19 protein-coding genes are annotated in these 23,224 nt (G+C 63.0%); all 19 read right to left on the reverse strand.

Translation table 11 applies throughout. From position 1 onward, the window contains the following. Nucleotides 1-27: 27 nt before the first annotated feature. The 19 genes from AB0I14_RS20950 to AB0I14_RS21040 all read right to left on the reverse strand — a co-directional run bounded on the left by AB0I14_RS20950 (nt 28) and on the right by AB0I14_RS21040 (nt 23,195). Entirely contained in the window at nt 28-1,335 is a 1,308-nt protein-coding gene (locus AB0I14_RS20950) for a hypothetical protein (protein ID WP_358025547.1), read from the reverse strand. Continuing rightward, nucleotides 1,332-2,042, reverse strand: coding sequence for an SGNH/GDSL hydrolase family protein (locus AB0I14_RS20955; RefSeq protein WP_358025549.1), 711 nt, complete (start codon nt 2,040-2,042; stop codon nt 1,332-1,334). Before AB0I14_RS20955 ends, AB0I14_RS20950 begins: the two co-directional genes overlap by 4 nt. 34 nt (nt 2,043-2,076) lie before the next feature. After that, nucleotides 2,077-4,956: a hypothetical protein gene (locus tag AB0I14_RS20960; RefSeq protein ID WP_358025551.1), complete on the reverse strand. Its 2,880-nt coding sequence runs from the start codon at nt 4,954-4,956 to the stop codon at nt 2,077-2,079. Beyond that, a complete protein-coding gene (locus AB0I14_RS20965; RefSeq protein ID WP_358025553.1) occupies nt 4,932-5,705 on the reverse strand; it encodes a hypothetical protein in 774 nt (257 codons plus the stop codon). The genes AB0I14_RS20960 and AB0I14_RS20965 overlap by 25 nt, the downstream gene beginning before the upstream one ends. Continuing rightward, nucleotides 5,702-6,847 carry a glycosyltransferase gene (locus AB0I14_RS20970; protein ID WP_358025555.1) on the reverse strand — a complete coding sequence of 382 codons (1,146 nt, stop codon included), beginning with the start codon at nt 6,845-6,847 and terminating at the stop codon, nt 5,702-5,704. Before AB0I14_RS20970 ends, AB0I14_RS20965 begins: the two co-directional genes overlap by 4 nt. Nucleotides 6,848-6,882: 35 nt before the next feature. Next, nucleotides 6,883-7,623, reverse strand: a complete 741-nt coding sequence (locus AB0I14_RS20975) for a hypothetical protein (RefSeq protein ID WP_358025557.1) — start codon at nt 7,621-7,623, stop codon at nt 6,883-6,885. Continuing rightward, nucleotides 7,620-8,576, reverse strand: coding sequence for an NAD-dependent epimerase/dehydratase family protein (locus AB0I14_RS20980; protein WP_358025559.1), 957 nt, complete (start codon nt 8,574-8,576; stop codon nt 7,620-7,622). Before AB0I14_RS20980 ends, AB0I14_RS20975 begins: the two co-directional genes overlap by 4 nt. Nucleotides 8,577-8,588: 12 nt before the next feature. Further along, nucleotides 8,589-9,191, reverse strand: a complete 603-nt coding sequence (locus AB0I14_RS20985; protein WP_358025561.1) for a DapH/DapD/GlmU-related protein — start codon at nt 9,189-9,191, stop codon at nt 8,589-8,591. Nucleotides 9,192-9,216: 25 nt separating this feature from the next. Next, entirely contained in the window at nt 9,217-10,242 is a 1,026-nt protein-coding gene (gmd, locus tag AB0I14_RS20990; RefSeq protein ID WP_358025563.1) for a GDP-mannose 4,6-dehydratase, read from the reverse strand. After that, nucleotides 10,242-11,552 (reverse strand): glycosyltransferase family 4 protein, encoded by a 1,311-nt coding sequence (locus tag AB0I14_RS20995; RefSeq protein ID WP_358025565.1) that lies wholly within the window; start codon nt 11,550-11,552, stop codon nt 10,242-10,244. The genes gmd and AB0I14_RS20995 overlap by 1 nt, the downstream gene beginning before the upstream one ends. 8 nt (nt 11,553-11,560) lie before the next feature. Next, complete coding sequence (locus AB0I14_RS21000; RefSeq protein ID WP_358026357.1) at nt 11,561-13,006, reverse strand: sugar transferase; 1,446 nt, start codon at nt 13,004-13,006, stop codon at nt 11,561-11,563. Between the two features lie 242 nt (nt 13,007-13,248). Continuing rightward, complete coding sequence (locus AB0I14_RS21005; RefSeq protein WP_358025567.1) at nt 13,249-14,679, reverse strand: lysine 2,3-aminomutase; 1,431 nt, start codon at nt 14,677-14,679, stop codon at nt 13,249-13,251. After that, the gene (locus tag AB0I14_RS21010; protein ID WP_358025569.1) at nt 14,676-16,064 is read right to left on the reverse strand and encodes an FAD-dependent oxidoreductase; all 1,389 of its coding nucleotides are present in this window, start codon (nt 16,062-16,064) and stop codon (nt 14,676-14,678) included. The genes AB0I14_RS21005 and AB0I14_RS21010 overlap by 4 nt, the downstream gene beginning before the upstream one ends. Then, entirely contained in the window at nt 16,061-16,282 is a 222-nt protein-coding gene (locus AB0I14_RS21015) for an acyl carrier protein (RefSeq protein WP_358025571.1), read from the reverse strand. The genes AB0I14_RS21010 and AB0I14_RS21015 overlap by 4 nt, the downstream gene beginning before the upstream one ends. After that, nucleotides 16,279-17,823, reverse strand: coding sequence for an AMP-binding protein (locus AB0I14_RS21020; protein ID WP_358025573.1), 1,545 nt, complete (start codon nt 17,821-17,823; stop codon nt 16,279-16,281). The genes AB0I14_RS21015 and AB0I14_RS21020 overlap by 4 nt, the downstream gene beginning before the upstream one ends. A 73-nt stretch (nt 17,824-17,896) precedes the next feature. Then, a complete protein-coding gene (glmS, locus tag AB0I14_RS21025; RefSeq protein WP_358025575.1) occupies nt 17,897-19,642 on the reverse strand; it encodes a glutamine--fructose-6-phosphate transaminase (isomerizing) in 1,746 nt (581 codons plus the stop codon). Between the two features lie 133 nt (nt 19,643-19,775). Beyond that, on the reverse strand, nt 19,776-20,693 hold the full coding sequence (locus AB0I14_RS21030; protein WP_358026360.1) for a response regulator transcription factor: 918 nt from the start codon (nt 20,691-20,693) through the stop codon (nt 19,776-19,778). Between the two features lie 565 nt (nt 20,694-21,258). Further along, nucleotides 21,259-22,059, reverse strand: a complete 801-nt coding sequence (locus AB0I14_RS21035; protein ID WP_358025577.1) for a hypothetical protein — start codon at nt 22,057-22,059, stop codon at nt 21,259-21,261. Nucleotides 22,060-22,085: 26 nt separating this feature from the next. After that, nucleotides 22,086-23,195 carry a hypothetical protein gene (locus AB0I14_RS21040; RefSeq protein WP_358025579.1) on the reverse strand — a complete coding sequence of 370 codons (1,110 nt, stop codon included), beginning with the start codon at nt 23,193-23,195 and terminating at the stop codon, nt 22,086-22,088. Between the last annotated feature and the right edge of the window lie 29 nt (nt 23,196-23,224).

The following is a 23,224-nucleotide window of genomic DNA, read 5'->3' on the forward strand; positions in this document are numbered from 1 at the left end:
CTCCGGATCATCGATTCGTACTGCCGACTACCAGCGGTCGGCGACGCCGTTGTGTGCGAATGCGGGCGCCGCCACGACGATGCGCCCGAGGTAACGCCCCTGTCCCATCCGCACGAGTCGCTCAGCCTCTCGCACTTCGGAACTCGAGGATTCAGGGACCTCGGTCACCAAGACCGTCACGCTGTCCACCCCAGCCAGATCGAACGCGTCGACCGACTCCAGCACCGCCGGCGCGACGACGAGCACGTCGTGGGTGACCGCCAGTTGATCGAGCACAGCGCTCAGTTCATCGCAGCGCTGATTCGGATCAGACTCAGCCACACCCCCGAACGGCAGCCAATCGAATCCCCCGTCTTCGTCGAACACGACCGCAGCGTCGAGTGCAGCCCGGCCTGCGGCCACGTCTCGAAGTCCCGGTCGGCCCGTACCACCGGTGTCCACCGCCGGATCGGCGATGACGACGACCGGCCTTCGGCTCCGGACATTTGCCCGGACTGCTGCGAGTCGCCGAGTCGCCATCAGCACGGCCGGTGTGGCCCGGGGCGCGACGAAAAACAAAAGTGCCCAGGCATCGCCGCGCAGTTGGTTGATCCGGAGCTCGGTGAAACCCGCGTCGGCGTCGACCAGATCAGGCGCCGATTCACCCGGCGACAGAATCCCGAGTACGTCGTCGGCGTCGTCGCCGGAGCCCACGAGTTCGGCAAGCGTCCTGCCTTCCCGCATCGACACATATGTCAATCCGGTCAGGAACCCGAGGAGCAGACCCGATCCGATATAGAGCACTGTCTGTGGTGAAACCGGATGGGTGGGAACAGCAGCCGGTTCCACCAACAACGGCTGGACCGGAGACACCCTGGAGAACGGCGGTCGCTCGACCTCTTTCACAGTGGCTATCAGCTGTCGTGCCGTCTCGTCGGCTATCAAGGCAGCTGTCGTGGGAGACCGGTCGCTCGCCTGTATCTCCATGATGACCGTATCCGGGATGACATGCGTGGATACCTTCCGGCTCAGATCCTGCGCCGAAATCGCCAGGCCCAGACGTTCTCCCACCGGCCCTGTGACAAAAGGCGTCTCGACCAGCCGCGCATAGCTCGCCATCCGCTGCTGGGTGAACTCGTCGCCATAAGCCAGTACCGCCGCACCGAAATTCGGATCGGCAAGAGCCGTCGAATCGTTCCAGTAGGGCGCCACGATCATCACGCGGGCACTGGCCTGGTACTCCACCGGAAGGAAGAACGTCATGGAGCTCGCGGCGGCACCCCCAAACAATGCCCAGCACAGCAGCGTCAGGAAATTACGCCGGGCAATCGCGAATACGGTGCCGATGCTTTTCATTTCACCAACCCCATCAACCTCATATCATCGAATATCCTGCTCGCGTAATATTCGTTGCCCACAGCATTCAAATGAATGCCGTCGTGCCAGAAAAGTGGAGCGAGATCCCTCTCGCGATACCATCCTTCCGCCACTGGATCGATGACGTGAGCGGCTACTTCTTCGGCGCTACGCCTCATCCCCGCAGAAATCGTGGGATAGTTCGACGCCTCCTCTGCCGACACAAAAGACGGAAGGATCACAATGATTATCGCCTGTCGCCAAGCGGCACGTACCCTCTTGATGTATTCATCGGCAGCAGTGATGACCTCGACCGGCACCAGATCCAGATCGTTTCGGCCCCCGTCGATCAGAACGTAGTCCGCGTTGTACAGATGCTCATCTCGGTCAAGACGGACTGCGAAAGGCGTACCGCGCTTTTTGACATCCCCCGCATTGATAAACCCGGTCCCACCCTGGGCATCCACCGTGAGGTTCCAACCGAGTCGATCGCCGAGAAGATACGGATACGGGCGGAAGGTCACATCGCCAGTGCCGCCGGCGAAGGAATCGCCGACGATCAGCAATGTCGGCCGGTAATCGAACATCGACCCGATCGATGGCGCCGAGGCGCCAAGTCCTTGCACATGCGTAGACACATTGCTTCGGCGCCATTGTGCATATCCGACACCCGCCGTCAGCACCAGGAGAACGATGCTGAACAGCACCAAAAGCCCGCGCCTCGCGCCTGGCGACTTCCTGTCAGACCCGGACATAGTTGCCCTTGGGTCGTTCTGGCGGGTCGAACACGTGGGGATCGTCCGGAGATCGGGGAACACCGTCCGGAATCCCTGGAATTACCGAGCGTCTTCGCACGAATGCGGCGAACAGCAGAATGAAAAACAGAAACGAAGCAGCCTGTAGGAGCGATCCGCGCAACAGGATCATCATGTAGAACGGTATGACGCAATTGAGCAGGGCGGGCATACCGGCCGTAGTGAACTGTCGTTCGATTCCTGAATCAATGCGATGCAGCCACCACCCCAGACCGAACATACCGAGTATGAGCAGGAGCCATCCGCCGTTCAAATAGAACTCTGTCCAGAGCGGCGCCGAGAGGTTCGTGAATCGATATCCCCGCACATTTGCGATGAGAATCCCTGAATCGACAGGCTTGTCATCCCAGATTTTCCTCGGAATGGCAAACAAGAAAACACCCAGTAGCTGCCGGCCGGGTACGATGCCATCCCGCTCCGCGACCAGATATCCATTCACGAGCTGCCCAAACGAATCGTAATCAGGCGATATCAGCGCCTCCACAGGATTGGTCGCCTTGAAGTTGGCCTCGCGCCCGTACCGAAATGCGTCGGCCAACGGGAAGACAACGAGGAGGCCCAACAAGAAAGACACCGCGGTTACCCGGAATCTGGTTCGGGTCGCAAACAGGCCCAATGCCGTCGCCGCACCCAGGATCGCCGTACCCGAAAGGTACCGCGCATTCGATATCGGGTTCATGCTGTTGGCCATCAACAGCCCGACCAGCACGGCAAGTACGGAATTCAGCCTGAGCGCACCGGCCGCGACGGGGAATCCAAGCTCGCCGGCGCGCTTCATCTCGCGGCGGTACCGAACCAGCGCGACGAAAGCGACGAGCAGAGACATGAAGGTACAACTACGAACCATCACGCCCAGGGAACCGGGCGGCCAGATCGCGTTGTACACCGCGAAAGCCTCGTCACGACTCTGGGTGAACTGGATCCAGCCGACCTTTGACAGGTAGTAGATGTTGAACATGACCGCGAAGCCGGCCAGCAACAACACGCGCGTGCGGTCGATCGTCAACACACGCGACGTGTTTCTGACCGGCGAGGCGCGCCCAGCGTTTCCGCGTCGAAGCGTGGCGTTGTCCGCCAGTACCCCGAGCAGAAAGGCGAAGCTACCGACGATCGCAATCAGGGATCCCACCGCGATCAAGCTCATATCCATGCGCGCGACGGTGTTCGGAAATGCGTCCATGCGGAGTTGCGCCAACGGGGCGAGGCCCAGGAACGCATAGGCGAACGCCCAGTACATCATTTCGAAGAGGCGACGCTCACCGCTGCCGACCAACCAGGCAAATCGGAAGCCCGCCAGGACGATCATCGGCACAGACCACAGCCACAGCAGGTTCTCCGGCACTCCCGTGTACCTGATGATGGCCACGGGACCGAAGACGACAAGGACCGCCCCGACCCACAAGGTACGGAGGCCGTCGGAGGCATGTGCGCGCGATGCCAGGCGGGCGGCGACGGTGTTCGGCAGCTCGGCTCGAGCGACCGAACCGGTGAGGGGCATCGACACCCGTCGCTTCGGGTCGGCCGGCGAGTGCGCTTGCGGCAATCGGGGTGTCACTTCGTTGCCGTCGGCCCACGGCCGGAACCACGCCAATGCCATCGTCGCGATGAACGCTGTCCCGGCGACCATGCCGAGGGCCACACCGGATGCCGTGCGAAACGCGACGGTGGCGCCGAGTGAGGTCAGCAGCATCACCGCCACGTAGCCGATCTTCAACCTGAGGGCATCGCGACTGCGATTGAAGGTACGAAGATAGATGGACACCACAACAACCCAGGCGCCGATGGCGTACTCGCATGCGATGATCGGCACGATCTGTTGTGTCGCAGCGAATGTCGCACCGAGGAGACGCTCACCCCATTTCAGCGGCAGGAAGTACAGGGCGCTACCCAACGTAACGGCAGCCAGCGACAGCACCGACGCGACGCGGACCAGAATTCGCCACACGTGCATCGGCCGCATCGTCAGGCGTGCACCCTCGGAGATCACAATCAGCGGCACGGCACTGGCCAGGATCGCTACCGGCGCCAAGACCGCCGTTGCACCACGAACCGCGGCGGTGACGACCGGACCGAGCAGCAACGTCACGAACAGCAACACCGCGAACACTGTGACCTGCTCCAGGCCGGCCTCCGTGCCATAGCGGACGCGGTGCCTCCAACCGTCGGCCATCCATTCGCCGAAACCCGCGAGCCTCGGTGCCACCCGGATGTTGACGAGCATGCCGACGAGCGCGACAAGTGGGAGCAAACCCCAGGCGCACACCAGGAAAGTGGCGGTGAAATGCGGTAACTCGAACCAGGTACCCACCAGCAGAATGACCGAGCCGGCGAACCACACGCCGTCCCAGATGGCTGCGATGTGCGACCGGCCTTCGGCAACAGCGATGTAGCGCAAGACATCCTGGACGAGGATCACCGGAGTGGCCACCATCAGCAGCACGGCCTGGGTGCGCACCGCCGAACCGGCGACAGCCACCATCGCGATTCCGACGACCGGCGCAATGATCAACGCCGTCGTCATCGCATATCCGCCCTCCCGACGGAGATCGGTGACAGCCTTCGCCGAACTGAGGAGAAGCGGCGTACCCAGCGCACCGCGTTGGACGCCGATGGCTGCGGCCAGCAGCGTCATCACCAGGCCGATCCGCCCGAAGTCGGCAACCGAGGTCACGACCGCGATCGCATAGACGATCAGACCATTGCTCACGCTGGAGAAGGCCTGATCGATCCCGCCGACGAGCGCCCGCGCCCTGCTGAACCTCGACGGCCCCGCCATGTCGCCTACTCCCCGGCCGCCGATGCCCATACCTTCTCCAAGGCGGGAAGTGAATCCGTCAACCCGTGGTTGGCGAACAGTTCGAAGCTTGCATAACTTCCCTGCCACTCCGATATCCGCGGATCAGAGATGATCCGATGCACGCCCTGCGGTAGATCCAGGGTGAGTTCCGAACCGCTGATGGTGAGCCCCGCCTCGTACACCGTCGATCCGTCTTCGGCCAAGGGCAGCGGAAAGTCGCCCGCTGCAATGACAGTCAGAGGGTCCCCGGTGGAATGCGTCACGCTGACGTTCCAATTCACCGGCGTCAGTACAAAATGCACCGGCAGCGGACGGATCGTCGGCGGGAACTCCGAGCCGATATCACGGGATACCACCAACGCGACAGCACCCTTGGTGCCGCTGCCCGGCTGGAACACAAATCGTGTCCCGAGCGACCGCACCGGCGCACCCAGATCCGGTGTGCTGAAGAATCCGGCCGCAAGCTCCTCGCCGGTGGGCTGATACGTGAGCCGACCGCCCAGGAGCCTGGGACGGGCGCCCGGATCCTCCGGGGTACCGGCGACCCGGGCCGGCTCGCCACCGTCGAACCGATCCGGCGCGGGCCCGTTGGGCATGCCGGTGAAGGTGGCTTCGACGCTGATCCCCTGTGCCGCAACGGGAGCGCGCCCTCGGACGAACCCCATCCACAGCGCACCCGTCACCGTAACGGCGAGGAGCACTGCGAATGCGATCTGCAAGCCCAGCCAGAATGGTCGGTGCGTGATTCGGCTGTTCATTTCGACATTCGCAGCGTGATCCCGCCGTACACGTCTTCGAGTTTCTGGCGTACCGGCTCCATGCCATAAGTCGCGCGAACCGCCGCCCGGCCGGCCGCGCCCTGGGTGCGAGCGGTCACCGGGTCAGCGAGCAACCGCGCGATCGCGCCCGCGTAGTCGTGCGGGCCGCCAGCGACGACTGCACCGCAACGGCTCCGCTCCACGAAGTCGGCGAGGCCGCCGTCGGCGTTGATCACCACCGGAACCGACTCGGCGAGGGCCTCGATGATGGACATCCCGAACGGTTCTCGGACCGCGGGAAGTGCGTACACGGAGGCCGTCCTCATCCTTTCGCCGGCGTGCCCCGGAGCTACCGCAGGTTCCCGGCGCAGACGTGATTCGCCGAAGCCGTCGGCGCGTGCCTCGGCGATGATGCGGTCGACTGCCGCTTCCGCTCCCTCCGGCGGGCCCACGAGGGCAAACTGTGCGTCTGTGCCCCGGCGCAGCAGTTCGAGCGCCGCCGCGGCGAAAACGTCCGGGCGCTTCCTCTTGTGCAGGCGCGCAAGGAACAACACCTCAGGGGGTTGTGTCCGCTGGTGTGAGCGGACGTCTGATTCCAGCGGCACACCATTTGCGAGCGGTTCCAACCTCAGCCCCGGACCGCCGATGACGCTGAGTTCTGCACGCTCCGCATCGTTGAGGTAGAAGACGGCACCGGCGGATCCGAGGAGTTTCTTTGTCCACAACGCATCAATGGGCGCCGCCAGCGGGTGCGTGCCGGAGACGATCATCCCGTGCGTCTGCACGACTACGGGCAACCCGAGTCGCAGCGCGGTGCGAGCCGCCGGAATGGTCACCAGGTCACGCGCCAGGTGCACATGCACCACATCGAACTCGGATCCGTGGCGCCTGAGCCAGCCGACCATCGCGGGGGCCCAGGTGGCGGCATAGCCGACCCTCGGAAGTACTCGCCGAGCCCGGAACAATCGGACGGGCGTGCCGTCGATCTGTTGTGGTGGGACAGAATAACCATGCGTTCCGGCCAGCAAGATCGGCTGATGACCTGCCTCGGCCAGAGCAGCACATTGATTGAGCGCGACCCGGGCAGGACCACCGTACGCACCATCGGGGGACATCAGCGTCAGCACCTGCAAGACCTTCATGGGTGCTCTCCTCGTCATCGCCGCCCCCCATCGAACTACTGCTGGAATGTCGAAATGTGACTCTGGCGAGGACCGGAGGCTCGACGGCTTGTGCGGCGAGGAAGGTCGATCCTCAGTTCGGTCGTCGCGATCTCGCCACGCTCGAACCAACTCTCGGCGTCGGTAGGGTTGGGCCGGATGAACTGGGCCGGAGATCCTCCGTAGATCCCTGGAGCCGGATTCAACTCTCTGCTCCTGATCAAAGTCGAGCTCGCGATCAACAGCGAATATGGAGGAAGTACAGCGCCTTTCAACACCAGGCAGTTGGTCAGGACCGCCGAACGCTCACCGATGACAACCTGCCCGGCTGATTGGATGTTGCGCATGATGTCGATCTCGTGGCTCAAAATCGTGGTCCGCTGACCAGCGACGGCAGACATATCGCCGATCCGCACGATCCCGGAGCAATCGACATTGTGCCGACTCGTGACGGCGGCACCGTCGCCCATGATCAGACTTCCCACCTCAGGGTCCAACGCCTGATAGGCGGGATGCGCAGAGATCATGTTGAAAGAACCCAGCGTGGCGCCCTCTCCCATCTGCAACAACCGCAGAGATCGGAAGATGTTCAGCGCAGCAATCTTCGCGTCCCTGCCGATAACGGCGCGACCGACATTCAACACCAGTACCGGGCCAATGCGGGCTGCCGGGGAAACGTCGTGGCCGAACCTCCGCAGCATCTTGTTCTTCAGGGGGCTGCCCGGCAGCAGCCAAACCAGAAGCTCGATCTTCTTCATGAACGTCGCCCCACTGGCTGGTCGCCGGCCTGAGACTCGGCGAACCACATGTACATCTTCTTCAGGCCGGCTTCGAGAGTGAGCGTGGGACGCCAGCCGAGATTCCTCAGTTTGCCACTGTCCATGATCTTGCGCGGAGTTCCGTCCGGCCGAGTCTCGTCGAACCTCACCTCACCCTCGAAGCCGACGATTGTTCTCAGCAACAGAGCAAGATCATGGATCGAGATCTCTTGCCCCGAACCCACATTGACGATTCCTCCGGCGTGGTAATCCCTGAGTAGAAAGACACAAGCGTCGGCCAGGTCGTCGGCGTCGATGAGTTCCCGCAGCGGTGATCCCGATCCCCACACCACCACCTCGGGAAGATTCGACAACTTCGCGTCATGGAATCGGCGCATCAACCCAGCGACCACATGAGAATGCTCCGGATGAAAGTTGTCACCCACCCCGTACACGTTGCAGGGCATGACCGAGAACGCATTGAAACTGTATTGCTTTGCATACGCATCGCACATCGTGATGCCGGCGATCTTCGCGATCGCATAGGGCAGATTGGTCTCTTCCAGCGGACCGGAGAGCAGCGCCTCCTCCGCGATCGGCTGCTTCGCAAACTTGGGATAGATGCAGCTCGACCCCAAGAACATGAATTTCGTTGTGCCGTAACGGTAGGCAGCGTCGATGACATTGGTTTGAATCTTGAGATTCTCGCGGATGAAATCGGCGCCCTGAGTCGAGTTCGCAATGATTCCACCCACTTTCGCTGCCGCCAGGACCACGCACTCGGGCCGCTCAGCGGCGAAGAACTCCTCCACCGCGACGGCTTCATCCAAGGGAAGCTGAGCGTGCGTGCGAGTCAAGATGTTTCGGTATCCCGCGTCGTGAAGTCGGCGCGCAATCGCGGAACCGACCATGCCGCGGTGGCCGGCGACGTAGATGGGGGAATCCGTCTGCATGAGTGTCTCCGATCACCCGAACCGCGTCGTCCGGTGGACGCGCGACTGAGCTGCCAGCACTGTTGCGCCGGCCGGCACGTCATCGGTCACGATCGCCGTCGCCCCGACCGTCGCGCCATCACCGATACGGACACCGCGCAGCACAGTCGCTCGCGCCGCCACCCACACCGAATCCCCGATGACAACCGGTGCATTGTCGTATTCGAAAGTGGGACTCAGTCGCCCGTGGCTGCCCGTGCACAAGAAGGCTCCCTGCGAGATACACGTGTTTGATCCGATATGTACCGGTTCGAGGTTGAGGATCCAGGCCTCCTCACCGATCCAGGAATTGCGCCCGATCGTCAGCTTCCACGGCCAATGGATCTTCACCTGGTGCCGAACTATGACCCCTGCTCCGATTCTGGCGCCGAACAACCGGAGCGCCCCAACCCGAACTGCATTGGGGCACCACCACTTCATCAACAATCCGCGCGATGCCAGCCACAGGATCTGCAATGCCACCCCGCGGCCGCGGCTGTATCCGTGGCCGGTGAACCCATCCAGGGCGAAGCGGTTGCCCAGTCCAGAGCTGTTGCCCGGAAGCTGCGGTGAATTCTGTTCAGCCACTGTGCTCATCCCGTCGCCCCTTCATCAGCCTCTGCTATTCCCAGCCGGCCAAAGCCGGTTTGTCCACCCATGGGGTTCCCGCACACCGGAGGGCCGAGATATCCGCGTCCACCATGAGCGCTGCGAGGTCGGGCGCTGACACCTCCGCCTTCCAATCGAGCACTCGGGCAGCCTTGGAGGCATCTCCGATAAGCGCATCCACCTCGGTGGGGCGCACATAATTCGCGTCGAATCGCACGTAGTCCTGCCAGTTCAGCCCAACGCGCTCGAATGCGATTCGGACGAACTGCCGCACGGTGTGCCCCTGCCCAGTCGCCAGCACGTAATCGTCGGGCTCGTCGGCCTGCAGCATCCGCCACATACCCTCCACGAACTCCGGCGCATACCCCCAGTCACGCACGGCATCAAGGTTGCCCAAGAACAGCTCATCTTGGCTGCCGGCCTTGATCCGAGCGACCGCACGGGTGATCTTCCGGGTCACAAAGGTCTCACCACGCCGGGGCGACTCATGATTGAACAGGATCCCGTTCACTGCGAACATCCCATAGGCTTCGCGGTAATTCTTTGTGACCCAATAGGAGTACACCTTTGCGGCTCCATAGGGAGACCTTGGATAGAACGGTGTGATCTCACTTTGCGGCGGTGGAGAGGCACCGAACATCTCGGAACTCGACGCCTGGTAGTACCGGCACGACAGTCCCGCCTGTCGCACCGCTTCCAGCAGGCGCACCGAGCCAACACCCGTGACGCTGCCGGTGTGCTCCGGCTCATCGAACGACACCCGCACGTGGGATTGCGCCGCAAGGTTGTAGACCTCGCCGGGATGGATCTTGCTCAACAACATCGACAGCCGCGCACCATCAGACATGTCGCCGTAGTGGAGAAACAACCTGGCACCTGGGAGGTGCGGGTCTTGGTAAAGATGTTCGACGCGTACCGTGTTGAACGTCGACGCGCGCCTGATCAGGCCGTGCACCTCGTAGCCCTTGGCCAGTAGCAGCTCGGCCAGATATGAGCCGTCTTGCCCCGTGATCCCGGTTATCAGTGCCACCTTGCTCATCACTGCCCCCATGATCCGGCTGCGTGAATGACTGGTTCGTCGGTGCCGGCATTCCCGCCACTCGAATTTTGTCGTGTCGCCAGTACGCACTTGATCCAGTTGTCGAACTTTTCGATCGATGCCGCCTCACTGAGTTCGGCTGCAGCGTAGGCAATTCCATTGCTTCCCAACTCGCACCGTCGATTTGCGTCGCTGCCGAGCGACATGGCGGCATCGAGCAGTTGTCCCGGGTCTCCTGCAGCGACCACAATCCCGGCTCTCGAACCCCGAATCTCCTGTGCGGCGTTACTTTCAGGACTCGTAGCACCCAACACCGGCGTCCCGCTCTGGAAGTACGAAGTGAGCTTGCTCGGTATCGACATCTCGGCCACACCCGGCCGCTCGTTCACGAGCAGGACGTCGGCGGCACGCAGAGTATCGGCGAATTCACTTTGCGGGGCCGGGTCCCGGATTTCCAGCCGAGTTGTCTGATCAGCCATCACCTCGAGCATGCGTCGTTGGTTCCCGTCGCCCATGAGAACAAAGCGCAGCTTCAGTTTGTTCTGGTCTGCGATCTGGGCCGCACGGACAACGTTCTCGAGGCCCTGTTTGACGCCCATGTTCCCGGCGTGCAGCACCACTGTTTCGTCATCGGCCCAACCCAGGCGGCCACGGGCTGCGGTTCGGTCACCTGTGCCGGTCGACTGAACATGAGTCCAGTTCCTGATCGTCGTGATCTTGCCGGCATCTACGTTCAGATTCCGCACGAGCTGCCTGCGGAACTGGTCGTGCGCCACGACGATGCCATCGGCCTCCCGCATCACCCAGCTCTCCACAATGCCGGCGAGTCTGGTCGCCGCCGATCCCGGATTCTGGATTTCGTTCAGGCCGACCGCGTACAGGTCCTGAACCCAGATACCGAAAGCTGGTCGGTGCCGGCCGGATACCCGTTGCCGCACACATTGAGCTGCCGTCGATATCAGTGCCGGGGTTGTGCAGATCACCACATCCGGCTGCTTCCAGCGCGATGCAGCCGCGCGAGCCCCGAAAGTTGCCTCCATCAGAAGCCGGCGAGCGTTCGATGTTCGCGTTGGCACCGTGTGCCGCACCCGTTTCAGGGACACGCCGTCCACCGTCTCGAACGACGTCCATCTCCAGCGATACTCCGCCGGCACCCGCCACTGCGGGTAGTGAGGCATTCCTGTCACGACGTTGACCCGGTAGCCCCGGCACGTCAGGCCGCGGCACAATGCCGTCGTATATGGCGCAATGCCAAAGGGTTCCGGAGCGTAGTTGATGCCCAGAACGGTGACGGTGATCTGATCGCTCATGACAGACCTCAGTAGGCCCCGGTGTGCCGGAATACAGCCCGCAAAGTCTTGGCGATGATCAGAGCGTCCTGAATCATCGACCAGTTGTCGACATACGAGAGATCCAGACGGACGGAGCGCTCCCACGACAGGTCGGAGCGGCCGCTCACCTGCCACAATCCTGTTACGCCTGGCTTCACCAACAGCCGACGCAACACGTCGCAGTCATATGCCTCCACCTCCCGCCGCAGCGGTGGCCTCGGTCCTACGACGCTCATCTCCCCTCGTAATACGTTGAGGAACTGCGGTAGCTCATCGATGCTGAATCGCCGCAACAACCGACCGACGCGAGTGATGCGCGGATCGTCATGGAGCTTGAACAGCAATCCATCACTTTCGTTCGTCGTCAACAGCCTTGCCAACTGTTTGTCGGCGTCCCGGACCATGGTGCGGAACTTCATCATCGAGAAGGGCATGCCGTCGATGCCGATGCGTTCAGAGCAATAGAACACCGGCCCGCGGCTGCTCGCCTTGATCGCAATCGCGGTGGCGGCCAGTATTGGCAGAGTCACGATCAGTGCCGCCGATGCGAAGCCGACATCGAAGGCGCGTTTCTGGAATCGCTTCGCACCGAGATACTGGGGTTTCTCGATGTGCAGCAGCGGAAGCCCGGCGATCGGTCGCATCACCAACCTGGAGAGGGCGACATCCATCACTCCGGTCGAGACGATCAGATCGACTTGCAGGGGTTCGAGATCCCAGATGAGCCTTCGGATCCCGCGAACTCCGAAGTGTTCGGTCCCGGCAATGGCGACGGTGTCCGCACCACAGGTACGGATCGATTCCAGCACCTGGGTCTCCCCACCGATGATCGGGACCTCTCCACCGTTCACGACCATCCGCTCGCCACGCGACGGGCCGTATCCCGGCACGCCGACTCCCACAATGCGGAAGCCGTCTACCGCATCTCGGGTCAACTCATTGGCCAGGTTCTGTACTGCCTCGGGTTCCCCAATGGCCAGCACGGCCGTCTGGTAGCCACCCTCTGAGCGCTTCCGTGCCAGCCGGCCCCGCCAGAACAATCTGCTCAGCACGAGACCCACGATCCCCAGAGGAAGCGCAACCGCCAGATAGCCGCGCACGACGTCGACCTTGAGGAGCAGCGTGACAATCGCAATCGCTCCAAATGTCCAGAAGGAAGCGGTGATCACACGCCGATACTCCTCGATACCGGAGCCGATGACCCGCGGGGATCGGGTGTGAAATCCGGCCAGAGCGGTCAGCCACACGAGGACGAATGCGGCGGAGAAGCCCGGCACGAAGTACTTGTAGGTGCCTGCTGCTGATTCGGTCGTTCCGAATCGGATGTACTGCGCCAGGATTACTGCTGCACACACGGCCAGGGTGTCCGTCAGCCGGAGCTCGGCTGCGTATCGCCGTTGCCAAATGGTGCGTTCGAACACCTCGCTCGGTATGAGGCGTCGCGGGCCGGCTCCATCACCACCCTTGGCTGCGTCCGGTTTCAGCAGGACCGGGCTTGCACCGTCGGCCTCCGTAGCACGAACATTCCCGGTCTGGGAAGGACGATCGACCGGTATCGTCCGGATTGCGTTTTGTTGCATTGTTTTACCCCAACTCGACGAACTCTGCTATCGGGATTCCGTCGCGGCGATCGCGGTCCCCGACGACGTGCCCCGACTCGTTTTCCATACCCACATCACTGCTGCTCCCCCGAAGCCGTTGCGCCACTGGCACAGCCGCGGACTTTTCGCCACCATGCCTGCCCGGCTGCAGGCAGACTGTCGATCGGGTCGTAGAACTCGTAGACGCGGTTCAGGGCGTCCACGTCCGATCCGTCCAAGCCGGTCAGGTAGTTCTTGCTCCAGTAGGAGATGCCCCGGGTCCGGTCGTAGCGCATCACTTGATGGACCCATCGCTTGCCGACCAAGGGAACATCACAGACGATTCGCGGCGTCGCGAAGCCGGGCAGATAACCCATGATTGCCAGCTGCAGTTCCTGTGCTTCCCACAGCGATGTCCGCCAGTGTTCGGCGTTGGGAATCATGTCGCACATGTAGAAGTAGTACGGAAGGATGTTTGCTTCGCCCTGTAGTGCGAAACAGAGGTCGAGGAGGTCCTCTGTGGTGGCGTTCACCCCCCGCATCAACACCCCCTGGTTCCGGACATCCCGCAGTCCCGCGTCGAGCAGTGCCCGTGTCGCCGCGGCGACCAGCGGCGTCACCGACTGCACGTGGTTGATGTGGGTGTGTAAGGCCAGGTTGACCCCTCGGGAGGCGGCAATGTGCGCCACGCGATCGACTCCGTCGACCACCTTCGCCTGCAACCAATGCTGCGGCAGTGCGGCCAATGCCTTTGTGGCCAGGCGTATGTCGCGGATGGAGTCGATCGCGAGCAACTGCATGACAAACGATTCCAGCCGTGGCCATGGGATGTTGGCGACATCACCGCCGGACACCACGACATCGCGCACGGTCGGTGTGGCTCGCAGGTAATCCAGCATTCGGTCCCACCGCTCGACCGGCTGGAGGGTCAGTCTGGCTTTGCTGATCGTCGGTGTGGAGTTTCCGATCAGATCCATCCGCGTGCAATGCCCGCAGTACTGCGGGCACGTCGAGAGAAGTTCGGCGAGCACCTTGGTCGGGTATCTATGTGTGAGCCCCTCCACCACCCACATGTCGCTCTCGTGCAACGAATCTCGCTCGGCATAAGGGTGTGAGCACCATTCCGGATCGCGATCGCTGAACACCGGCAGCATGTATCGCCGGATTGGATCGGCATAGAACGCTTCGGTGAACCAGCGACGTTCAGGCGCGCAGTGGGGAGCCATGGTGTTGAGCATCTGCGGCGGGAGCAACATCGACATGGTCGCCCGCTGCACCTGGTCGGCGGTCAGATCGGCATAGAACCGCTCGTCGAGCAGGTCCCCCACCACCGCGCGCAGCTGCCGGATGTTCTTGATGGAGTGTGCACGCTGCCACTGCGGATCTCCCCATTCGGACTCGGTGACCATTGCCCAGCCTGGGTAGCGCCGCCAATCCGGTTCGGACAGTTCCTTACGCACGTACGTATACGGCTGATCGGAAACCGCGGTGAAGACCGTCTGCCTGGATTCGCTGAGTGTCGTCATAGCGACAGAACCTTTCGAAATGAGTTCGCCGTTTCGGAGCCACGGATCAATTCGGTCGCGACGCGTCGGCCTGACCTGATCGCACCCTCCATCAACCCGAAGAACTCCAGGCTGGTTTCGGTGCCCGCCCAGTGAACGCGGCCATGGGGAGTGGTCAACGCCGGTCCGAGCCGCAGCCAGTCGCCCGGGCCGAACAGGGCGGCGTAGCACCCCCTGCTGTATTTCTCGGCAAGCCAGTCGGTCACCGTGCATCCCGTCGGCGGCGGTAGTTGCGGAAAGAGCCGACGAGTGTGAGCCAGGGCCGCCTCGCATTGTCTTGCCGGCGACAGCACGCTGAACGCCGATGCGGCCGATCCGGTGACGAACCCGGTCAGCACACCGGCGGATTCATCCGGCGGAGAATCGTCGACGGTCGAGAGCAAGGGTCCGTCCGAGCTCACCGACCACCCGGACAGGCCATGCTCACGCCAGATCGGAGCCGGGTAGCTCATGTGTACCTTGACCGCGCAGCCGCGGCCCGTGGCTACGGTCGCCCGAGGCGTGCGCAGCGTGGGCCGGAATTCGATCCGCTGCGCCAACAGCGGTGGCACCGCCACGACCACCTGGTCAGCCCGATACTCCGTCCGCGTGCCATCGATGTCTGAAATCGCGTGCACAACAACCTCGTCAACGGTTTGATGGATCGCCTTTACCGCAATTCCCAGCCGCACACGATCACCAAGTCGTTCGGCGAGCGCCTCGGCCAGCAGGTGCGCGCCGCCGTCGATCCTCCACTGCTGGGCGCCGCCCTCGAAGGCGTTGAGATAGCGGATCCCTCCGCCAGAGCTCAGATAGAACGCCATGTGCAGCACCGAGATCGCGGTCGGGTCGGCCGCCATCATCTCGCCGAGGAACAGCGGGAAGAAGGTCTTCGCATCCGGATGCGTGACCTCATCGGCAATCCAGCGGGCCGCGGTCCGCCGGTCGAGGTGTCTCGCTAGTGGGTTCCGCCACGGTGCCTCCGGGCCCACCTGTGCAACGAGGTCCTCAAGCCGATCGAACAGTCCACCGAGCGCGACCGCATCCAGTGGAGGGACCCGACTCGCGGTTGTCGTCCGACGATCCGACAACAGGAACGTGCTGTCCCCGTCCATCGCAGTGGAAGCCACATCGAGTCCGTGCTCCTTCAGCAACGAGATCAACTCGGTGTGCCGCACACCCAGATAGGCAGCACCTCCGTCTGCGACGACACCCTCGGATATCGGGACGCCGTGCATCCGGCCGCCTACCCTCTCTCGGGCCTCCAGCACAGTGACCGCCGCACCTGCCGCTGCCAGGTCGAGCGCAGCCGTCAGCCCGGCCAGGCCTGCACCGACGACGATGACACGCATGTCTCCCGCGTTCATGGCACTGCGGCGGCAACTTTGGCGAACAACCCGTCCGCCGACGGGTTTTCGATAAATTCCTCCCACGACAACTCCGTACCGAAATCTCGTGCAATCGCACTGAGCACCCGAGTGGCCAAGAGCGAATCACCGCCGAGTTCGAAGAAATCGGAGTGTGCATTCACCTCGACGGTTTGGAGGACCCTACGGAAGATCTGGATGATATGACCGACGCTCATCGGCCCGCTCCCTTACTGTCGCAGTCCGCTGCGGCCCGCTGTGTTGCCGCTCTGTCGATTTTTCCACTGGACGTATACCGCAGTGCGGTAACGAATTTGACCTTGCTGGGCACGAATTGACTGGGCAGGCGCAACCCAAGGTGACGTTTCAGCTCACCCGGAGTGGTCGCCGCAACTGGGACGACGTACGCGATCAACGAAGTGCGGCCGAGTGCCCGCTCGCCGACCACCACAGCTCCGCCGACCGCGGGGTGGGTGTTCAGCTGCGCTTCCACCTCGGCCGGATGCACCCGCACACCAAGGACTTTCACCTGTTCATCGGTGCGGCCACGCGAATAGAGCAGACCTCGTTCGCCTCGAATCACCAGATCTCCGGAGTGAAACCATCTGGCCCGTCCGAATCCGTGGTCGGCAACGGGAAATGCGGTCGCCGTGAGCTCCGGCAGTCCGAGGTACCCGGTGGCCAGGCCCGGGCCGGACACCAACAACTCACCTTCATCGGTGACGTGATCGCGGACGTGAGGCAGCGGACGCCCGAGTGGCGCCTCGGCGCCGCGGGCCGCGACACCCGGTTCGGTACCGGGACCACTCAACTGCACCGCATGGGTGATCATCGTGGTCTCGGTGCACCCGTAGGTGTTGAGCAACCCCACCCGCCCCATATCGAGATCACGCCACTGCCGCAGCCGGGTTGGATCGACCCGCTCGCCGCCGATCACCATCAGCCGGACGCTGTCCGGTAGTGCCGTCTGCTCTTCGTGCAGGAACAACACAAGTTCGTGCCAGAAGGCGGTAGGCAAATCGAGTACGGTGATCTCACGCTCGGCCAGCATGCGTAGGAAGGCCTGGAACGAGCTCGTATGCGCCTCATCGTCGAAAACCAGTGTCGCGCCGGAAGTCAACGCCGGCAAGATCTCCTCCAAGCAGGTGTCCCAACCGAGCGAGGCAAACTGAAGCACGCGATCGTCGGGGGTGAGCCCGAACAGTTCGCGTAGCGCGCGAACCGTCACGGCCAGGGCGCGCCTGGAGACCATCACCGGTTTCGGCACTCCGGTGGACCCCGAGGTGCACAGGACGTAGGCTGGGTCATCCGATTCCCACATAGTCTGCGGCAGAGCGGTTTCCGATGCTGTCGACTTACCGTCGAGGGTGTCGATCCGCAGACTCCATGGCTCACCAACACCCAGCACCGCGACGAGCTCCTTTCTTCGAGCAACCGGGAGCGCAGCGTCGATCGGACAGTAGGTGGCACCGGCCTGCAGAATTCCCAGTAGGTGCTCGGCCACCTCGGGAGTGTGCGAGACCAACACCCCGATGAGACCTGACAACCTGTCGACCCCGAATTCACCCGCGCGATAGCGGAATGCGGCAAGTCTGACCCGTTCAGCGAAGTCACGGTAGGTGGTGGCGATCCCGTTGTGTACGACGGCAGCGTGATCCGGCCAGTCACGAACCGCGGCAGCGAAGTCCGTGACCAGATCGGCGCCGGCGTCAGCGTCGGGATAGGCGATACTCGGATCGAGAAAAACATTGTGAGACATAGCTTTCCATTCGTTCAGCGCGGCTCGCGATGGATAGGGATGGAAATGGCCAAGTTGTACTGGCAGTTTCGGCTCATTCGACTGTCACCGATCTGACAAGATTTCGGGTCTTGTCAACGTCCAAGCCCAATGCCACAGCCAGGGTGCGGGCGAAAATCTGCAGCGGTGGGATCGCTACGATCGGACCCCAAGGAGCGCAGACGCTGTCGACGACCGGCACCGAGCTACCTACGGAACCGATGGTGACGATCCGGCCGCCGGCCCGTTCGACCTCGGCGAGATTGCCGGGCAACTGGGGATCACCATTGTCGACGACAACGACGGGAGTACCCGAAGCGACAAGCGCCAAGGGTCCGTGTTTGAGCTCACCAGCCGGATGGTGCTCGGCCCACCGACGGGCGAGTACCGTGAGCTTCAACGCTCCCTCGGCGGCATACGGCAGGCCGTTGCCACGAGCGATGAAGATGAATCCCGGATCAGCGGTGAGATTCTCGACTATCGGTGGTATCACACACTTGGCCACGGTTGCGGCCACGGCGAGTTGGTCGGGGACCCGCCGCAGATCGTCGACGAGTCGCCGCCCCGACCGTGCGGATATTCTCCGCATCGCAATCAACGCCGACACCATTACCGCTGTCCCTGAGATGATCTGGCACACGAAGGTTTTGATTGCCGCCACATTGACCTCAGGACCGGACGAGCATCCGATGACGGCATCTCCCAACCGGGCCAGCGTGGAATGCGAATTGTTGGTGAGCACGAGTAAGGGCGACGCCCCAACTGCCGACGACTCCACCGCGCGCAGCACGTCGGCGGTCTCACCGGACTCGCTCAGAGCCAGGCACAGCTGCGACGTATCCGCCACCTCCGCAGCCGCTTCGCTGCCAACGACGGACGCCACCGGTATCCCGCCCAACCCGCGAGCCAGGTTGCCGATCACGTTGCCGGCATTCAGCGAGGTGCCACAGCCAATGACCCGCAAGCGGTCGAAGGGCGGCAGACAGAGGCCGGACCAGACCTCCCCGGTTGCGATCCCATCCCCCAGCTCATCGAGGAGTCTGGCGATCGCGTGCGGCTGTTCGTCGATCTCCTTGGCCATATGGTCTGCGTAGCCGTCCAACTCGACGTCACGAGCCACTGCTGGTCCGAAGTCCCCGACGTTCGACAAGTCGATGACGTCGCCGTCGGCGAGTATGCGATATTCCTCGGCCCAATCCGCGATCGCTGTGAGGTCACTCGCTGCGAAATCACCATGCGGAGTATGGGCCACCACCAGAGGGGAATGATTGGCAGCGAGGATGATTCGACCGACGCCCTGTACCAGGACGGCAAGGGCCCACGACCCGTCAACCCTGGCGAGGGCAATACGCACAGCATCGACCGGGTCGGTGTGGCTCTTTCGCTCGTCCTCGATCAGGTGGCACAGCACCTCGCTGTCAACTGTGGTCGCGAATGTGTGCCCAGCATTGACCAACTCCACCCGCAGGCTTTCGGCGTTCTCGATGATTCCGTTGTGCACCAAGGAGATTCCCCCGGTGCAGTCAGCGTGCGGGTGCGCATTCACCTCGCTCACCGCGCCATGGGTCGCCCATCGAGTGTGCCCAATGCCGATCCCGCCGAACCGAGCCCCAGCCCATTCCTGCAGCATCCCGTCCAGAGCACCGATCCGTCCGGTCGTCCGAAGCCGAACAACATCGCCGGAGGTGGTCTGCAGCGCTACTCCGACGGAGTCGTACCCGCGGTACTCCAGCCGGCGTAACCCCACCCGCAGATAATCGACTGCGGGTCGGCCTGTCCGGCAGGCAATGATGCCGCACATCAGCCGATTCCCCGGTCGCCAGCGATTCCATCGCTACGCTCTGAGCTAACCCCCGTAAACATCACTTCACTATCGGGGCCTGAAAGCCGTTGGTATATGGACCAAGAGAGCGATTTTCGGACTGAATCCCGGACTAGATCCCTAGATGGTCGTCGGCGTGCAGGATGGTGCGGGCCAGAACCGCTGCCTGCCCGCGGGTACTGACACCGAGCTTGGTCAGCAGGCTGTGCACGTGATTCTTGACAGTGTGGACTGCAATGCACAGCTCGTCGGCGATATCCTGATTCGCAAGTCCTAGTTCCAGCATCCTGAGGATCTGGATCTCCCGGGACGTAAGGACTAGTTCCTTGGTGGTCGGTTGTCGCTGAGATGCCAGGAGTGACAACCGTCGAAGCAGGATTGCCGACACCCGCGGCGAACACATCGATTCGCCTGCAGCAACTTTGTGTATCAACACGAGCAGATCCTCGAGCGTTTCCGTACGCAGGTGGTATCCCGCCACGCCGGCCTCGGCGCACGCGACGATCTCGGGTTCGTCGTCCTCGGAAACGCCTAGAACGATCACCCGCACCTGCATGCTCAAACTCAGCACCCGCCGCAGCAATGCTGCGCTGTCACGAGTCCCCATGTTCAGCAAGACGACCCAGGGCTGGGTTGCCTCAACAGCTGCCCTCAGGGAGGGCATGTCCCAGGCAACCCCGGGCGCCACCGCACCATGTGAGACAAGGACTGTCGCGAGATAATCGCGGTACAGCGTGCAGTCGTCCACAATGAGCACTCTGGTGTCGCGGAGTAGACCAGGCCCATCGGCCCCATATGGGTCCGCCCATCCGCCGCGGGGCGGTGCAGGCTCCCAATCGTGCAACTGGTCGCGCGGCGCCGGATACAGTCGCGGGTTTGTCGAACTCCTACCGTTGCTGCGCGGCGGACCGCATACCAACTCAGGCCTGTGAGCGGCGGAGTCCGCTACGGGGTGGCCTATCGTTTTCGTCAAGGCGCCCAGACTCGTCGACGTAGCCAGCTCGACTGAGATCTCGTTCATCGCGGTGATCTTGTTCAATCACACGCGGCGAACGCACGTATTGCCCTCGGCGGTGTGGTGGTCCGTCCTATCGCTTGCAACGTCCATCTCATAGTCAACAACCCTCCCCTCTGGCAGGGCCTAACAGGGTTCCGACAGAATTCTGACAGGATCTCGTCCGGCACTAACATTCCAGAGTGGGCCGATTGTTATGCATTTGCCATTTCCGCGTCAACCGGTTCAGAAAGGTCCACCTGGCAAAGTTTGCGATTGGAAGTATCGAAATCGATACATCCATGCATGCGCGCTAGCCAGCGCCCCGATCAGTCCAACACGCACCGGTATTCATACCCATAGTCCGATACCGGCTACCAAAGCCATTCTGCCAGTTCAGTACTCATGACGCATGCGTCAAATATCGGCAGGAGAAGTCCACCGCCGCGGCGCCGCGGAGCTGGCGAGAGCGGCTCGGGACCTGCGGCACAGGGGCGGATATGTCCCGATTACTGCAGAGTTAGCAATGCCTGAAGAAAAAAAGAACGAAGCGCCGAAATTTAGCTCTCACGTCACTGACATCCGACGTGCGAACGCAGATCTACATCCGCTTCCAGAGATCGTCCCCGCCGGAATGACGTGGGGCCTCGGGTGCCACCGGAACCGGGCCGGGAGCCGGCTGGCTCGGGGCAGGCGCGGCAGCGGGCGGTGCGGACGCGGGCGGTGCCGAGTGCGTGACCGGAGGCGCCGCATGCGGAGCCGCCGACGCCGCCCCGCCGGTGGGGGCGTTCATCTGCGTCTCCCGCGCATCCAGACCGGCGTCGCGTCGGTCCTGCGCAACGTCGCGTTCGTTCTGCGCTGTCTCGCGATCGTTCTGCTGCTTGTCCCGATCGTCGAGCTTGGCTTCGCGTTCGTCCTGCTGCTGTTGCGGATTCGGGCCGCCGGGCCCACCCGGGCCGCCGGGCTGGCCGGCACCTGGTGCGCCGCCGTTCTCCGAACCGCCGCCCTTGGCGCCTTCCATGGCCTTCATCAACGGCTCCATCAGGGAGCCGAACTGCCCACCCATCTGGCCTGCCATCTGGGCGGGAGCACTGGCCATCTGGCCCATCTGCCCCATCTGCCCCATCATCTGGCTGAGCTGACCGACACCCTGACCACCGGACTCGTCGGCCTTCTCGTAGGCGCCCTGGGCATCCGAAAGCTTGGCGTTGAACATGTTTTCCTTGGCTGACAACGCCGTCACATTGGTGGTCAGCGAGGCCGCCAGAGCCGGCAGGATGCCGGAGATGGTCATGCTCATCGCGTCTTCGCCGGCCTGAATCGGCGGCATCTCCGGCAGATTCAACGACGCGGCGTCCCAGCCGATCGCCCCGGGCATTTTCATCGGGCCTAGCTCACCCACGGTTGCCCCCTTCTCGTCGACACCGATCACCAATCGTCATAGTCATCGTCACCATCCCCCGTGTCATGTTCCAAAGGAGCCGGGACCGCCAGTCCGGTCGCGGTGCCCCCACCGCCACCGGCCCGCTGGCCGCCGCCCATCATGCCCATGCCACCACCCATGCCGCCGCCGGCCGCATTGGCGGCCGCCACTGGGGCGACACCGCCAACCACAGCGGCGGTGGCACCGGCGTCGACCGAGACCGGTGAAGTGCTGCCACCGCCCACCATCTTCGCCAACAAAGGGGTCTGCGGGCTGCCGCCACCGGAGCCCCCGGGTAGACCCGCGGCCTTGACCATGCCCGCACCACTGCTGGGACCGGAGCCGCCGGCCGCCGGATGGTTCGAGAATGCCGAGAACGGGCTGGGCCCACCGCCTGTGCCCTTGCCGCCCGAACCCAACATCGAGGTCAGCTGCTGCAAGGGCTGCGACAACTGCTGCAGCGGTTGGGAGAGCTGCTGCGGAATCTGGCTGGCCATCTGCGGGATCTGGCCGAGCATCTGCGGCAGCTGACTGATCAGCTGCATCATCGAATCGGCGCCCTTCTGGGCTGCCTGCTGCGCCTGGGCCGTCGGCGGAGTACCGATCTGCGGAAGGTTGGCCACCGTGCTCAGGCTGTCCGCCATTTCCGCGGAGGCAGCCGAGACCGTCGCGGTGTTCTGCGCCAAACCCGCCTTGACCCGACTCTCGATCAGTGCCTGCACATCGCCGCCGAGAACCCCCAGCTTCTGGATCGCCTCGACCTCGACCTGCACTTCCTGAGCGGCGGCATTGACGATCGTCTTGGTCTCCGCCACGGTCGCTGCCATTTTCATCAGCGCTGTGGAGATGGCCTGCGCCTGTAGGCCATTGGCCTCGTGCCCGCCGATCATCGTGGTCGCCTCACCCGAGGCAGCCAGCGATGCGGTGCCTTCCCAGCCACCCTGCAGCTTCGACAGCTGGCTGGTCTGTTGTGGGACGACGGTGCCGCTGATCTTGGCGGCGATCTTCTGATACGACGCCGCTGCCGCGGTCAGCTGCTCTTCGTCGACACTCGGCCAACCCGGACCGAGCAACGTCTGCGACCCGTACGGGCTACTGTCGCGCTCCACCGCCATACCGCGGCCCCCTTCTATGCGTGATGCAC

The organism is Mycobacterium sp. NPDC050441, assembly GCF_040655355.1.
In the GTDB taxonomy this organism is placed as follows: Bacteria; Actinomycetota; Actinomycetes; order Mycobacteriales; family Mycobacteriaceae; genus Mycobacterium.

What these genes read in the sequence shown, in the direction of transcription:
- AB0I14_RS20950 (WP_358025547.1), bottom strand. Translation starts at nt 1,335, where the DNA reads ATGAAAAGCATCGGCACCGTATTCGCGATTGCCCGGCGTAATTTCCTG.
- AB0I14_RS20960 (WP_358025551.1), bottom strand. Translation starts at nt 4,956, where the DNA reads ATGGGCATCGGCGGCCGGGGAGTAGGCGACATGGCGGGGCCGTCGAGG.
- AB0I14_RS20965 (WP_358025553.1), bottom strand. Translation starts at nt 5,705, where the DNA reads ATGAACAGCCGAATCACGCACCGACCATTCTGGCTGGGCTTGCAGATC.
- AB0I14_RS20970 (WP_358025555.1), bottom strand. Translation starts at nt 6,847, where the DNA reads ATGAAGGTCTTGCAGGTGCTGACGCTGATGTCCCCCGATGGTGCGTAC.
- AB0I14_RS20975 (WP_358025557.1), bottom strand. Translation starts at nt 7,623, where the DNA reads ATGAAGAAGATCGAGCTTCTGGTTTGGCTGCTGCCGGGCAGCCCCCTG.
- AB0I14_RS20980 (WP_358025559.1), bottom strand. Translation starts at nt 8,576, where the DNA reads ATGCAGACGGATTCCCCCATCTACGTCGCCGGCCACCGCGGCATGGTC.
- AB0I14_RS20985 (WP_358025561.1), bottom strand. Translation starts at nt 9,191, where the DNA reads ATGAGCACAGTGGCTGAACAGAATTCACCGCAGCTTCCGGGCAACAGC.
- gmd (WP_358025563.1), bottom strand. Translation starts at nt 10,242, where the DNA reads ATGAGCAAGGTGGCACTGATAACCGGGATCACGGGGCAAGACGGCTCA.
- AB0I14_RS20995 (WP_358025565.1), bottom strand. Translation starts at nt 11,552, where the DNA reads ATGAGCGATCAGATCACCGTCACCGTTCTGGGCATCAACTACGCTCCG.
- AB0I14_RS21005 (WP_358025567.1), bottom strand. Translation starts at nt 14,679, where the DNA reads ATGACGACACTCAGCGAATCCAGGCAGACGGTCTTCACCGCGGTTTCC.
- AB0I14_RS21010 (WP_358025569.1), bottom strand. Translation starts at nt 16,064, where the DNA reads ATGAACGCGGGAGACATGCGTGTCATCGTCGTCGGTGCAGGCCTGGCC.
- AB0I14_RS21015 (WP_358025571.1), bottom strand. Translation starts at nt 16,282, where the DNA reads ATGAGCGTCGGTCATATCATCCAGATCTTCCGTAGGGTCCTCCAAACC.
- AB0I14_RS21020 (WP_358025573.1), bottom strand. Translation starts at nt 17,823, where the DNA reads ATGTCTCACAATGTTTTTCTCGATCCGAGTATCGCCTATCCCGACGCT.
- glmS (WP_358025575.1), bottom strand. Translation starts at nt 19,642, where the DNA reads ATGTGCGGCATCATTGCCTGCCGGACAGGCCGACCCGCAGTCGATTAT.
- AB0I14_RS21040 (WP_358025579.1), bottom strand. Translation starts at nt 23,195, where the DNA reads ATGGCGGTGGAGCGCGACAGTAGCCCGTACGGGTCGCAGACGTTGCTC.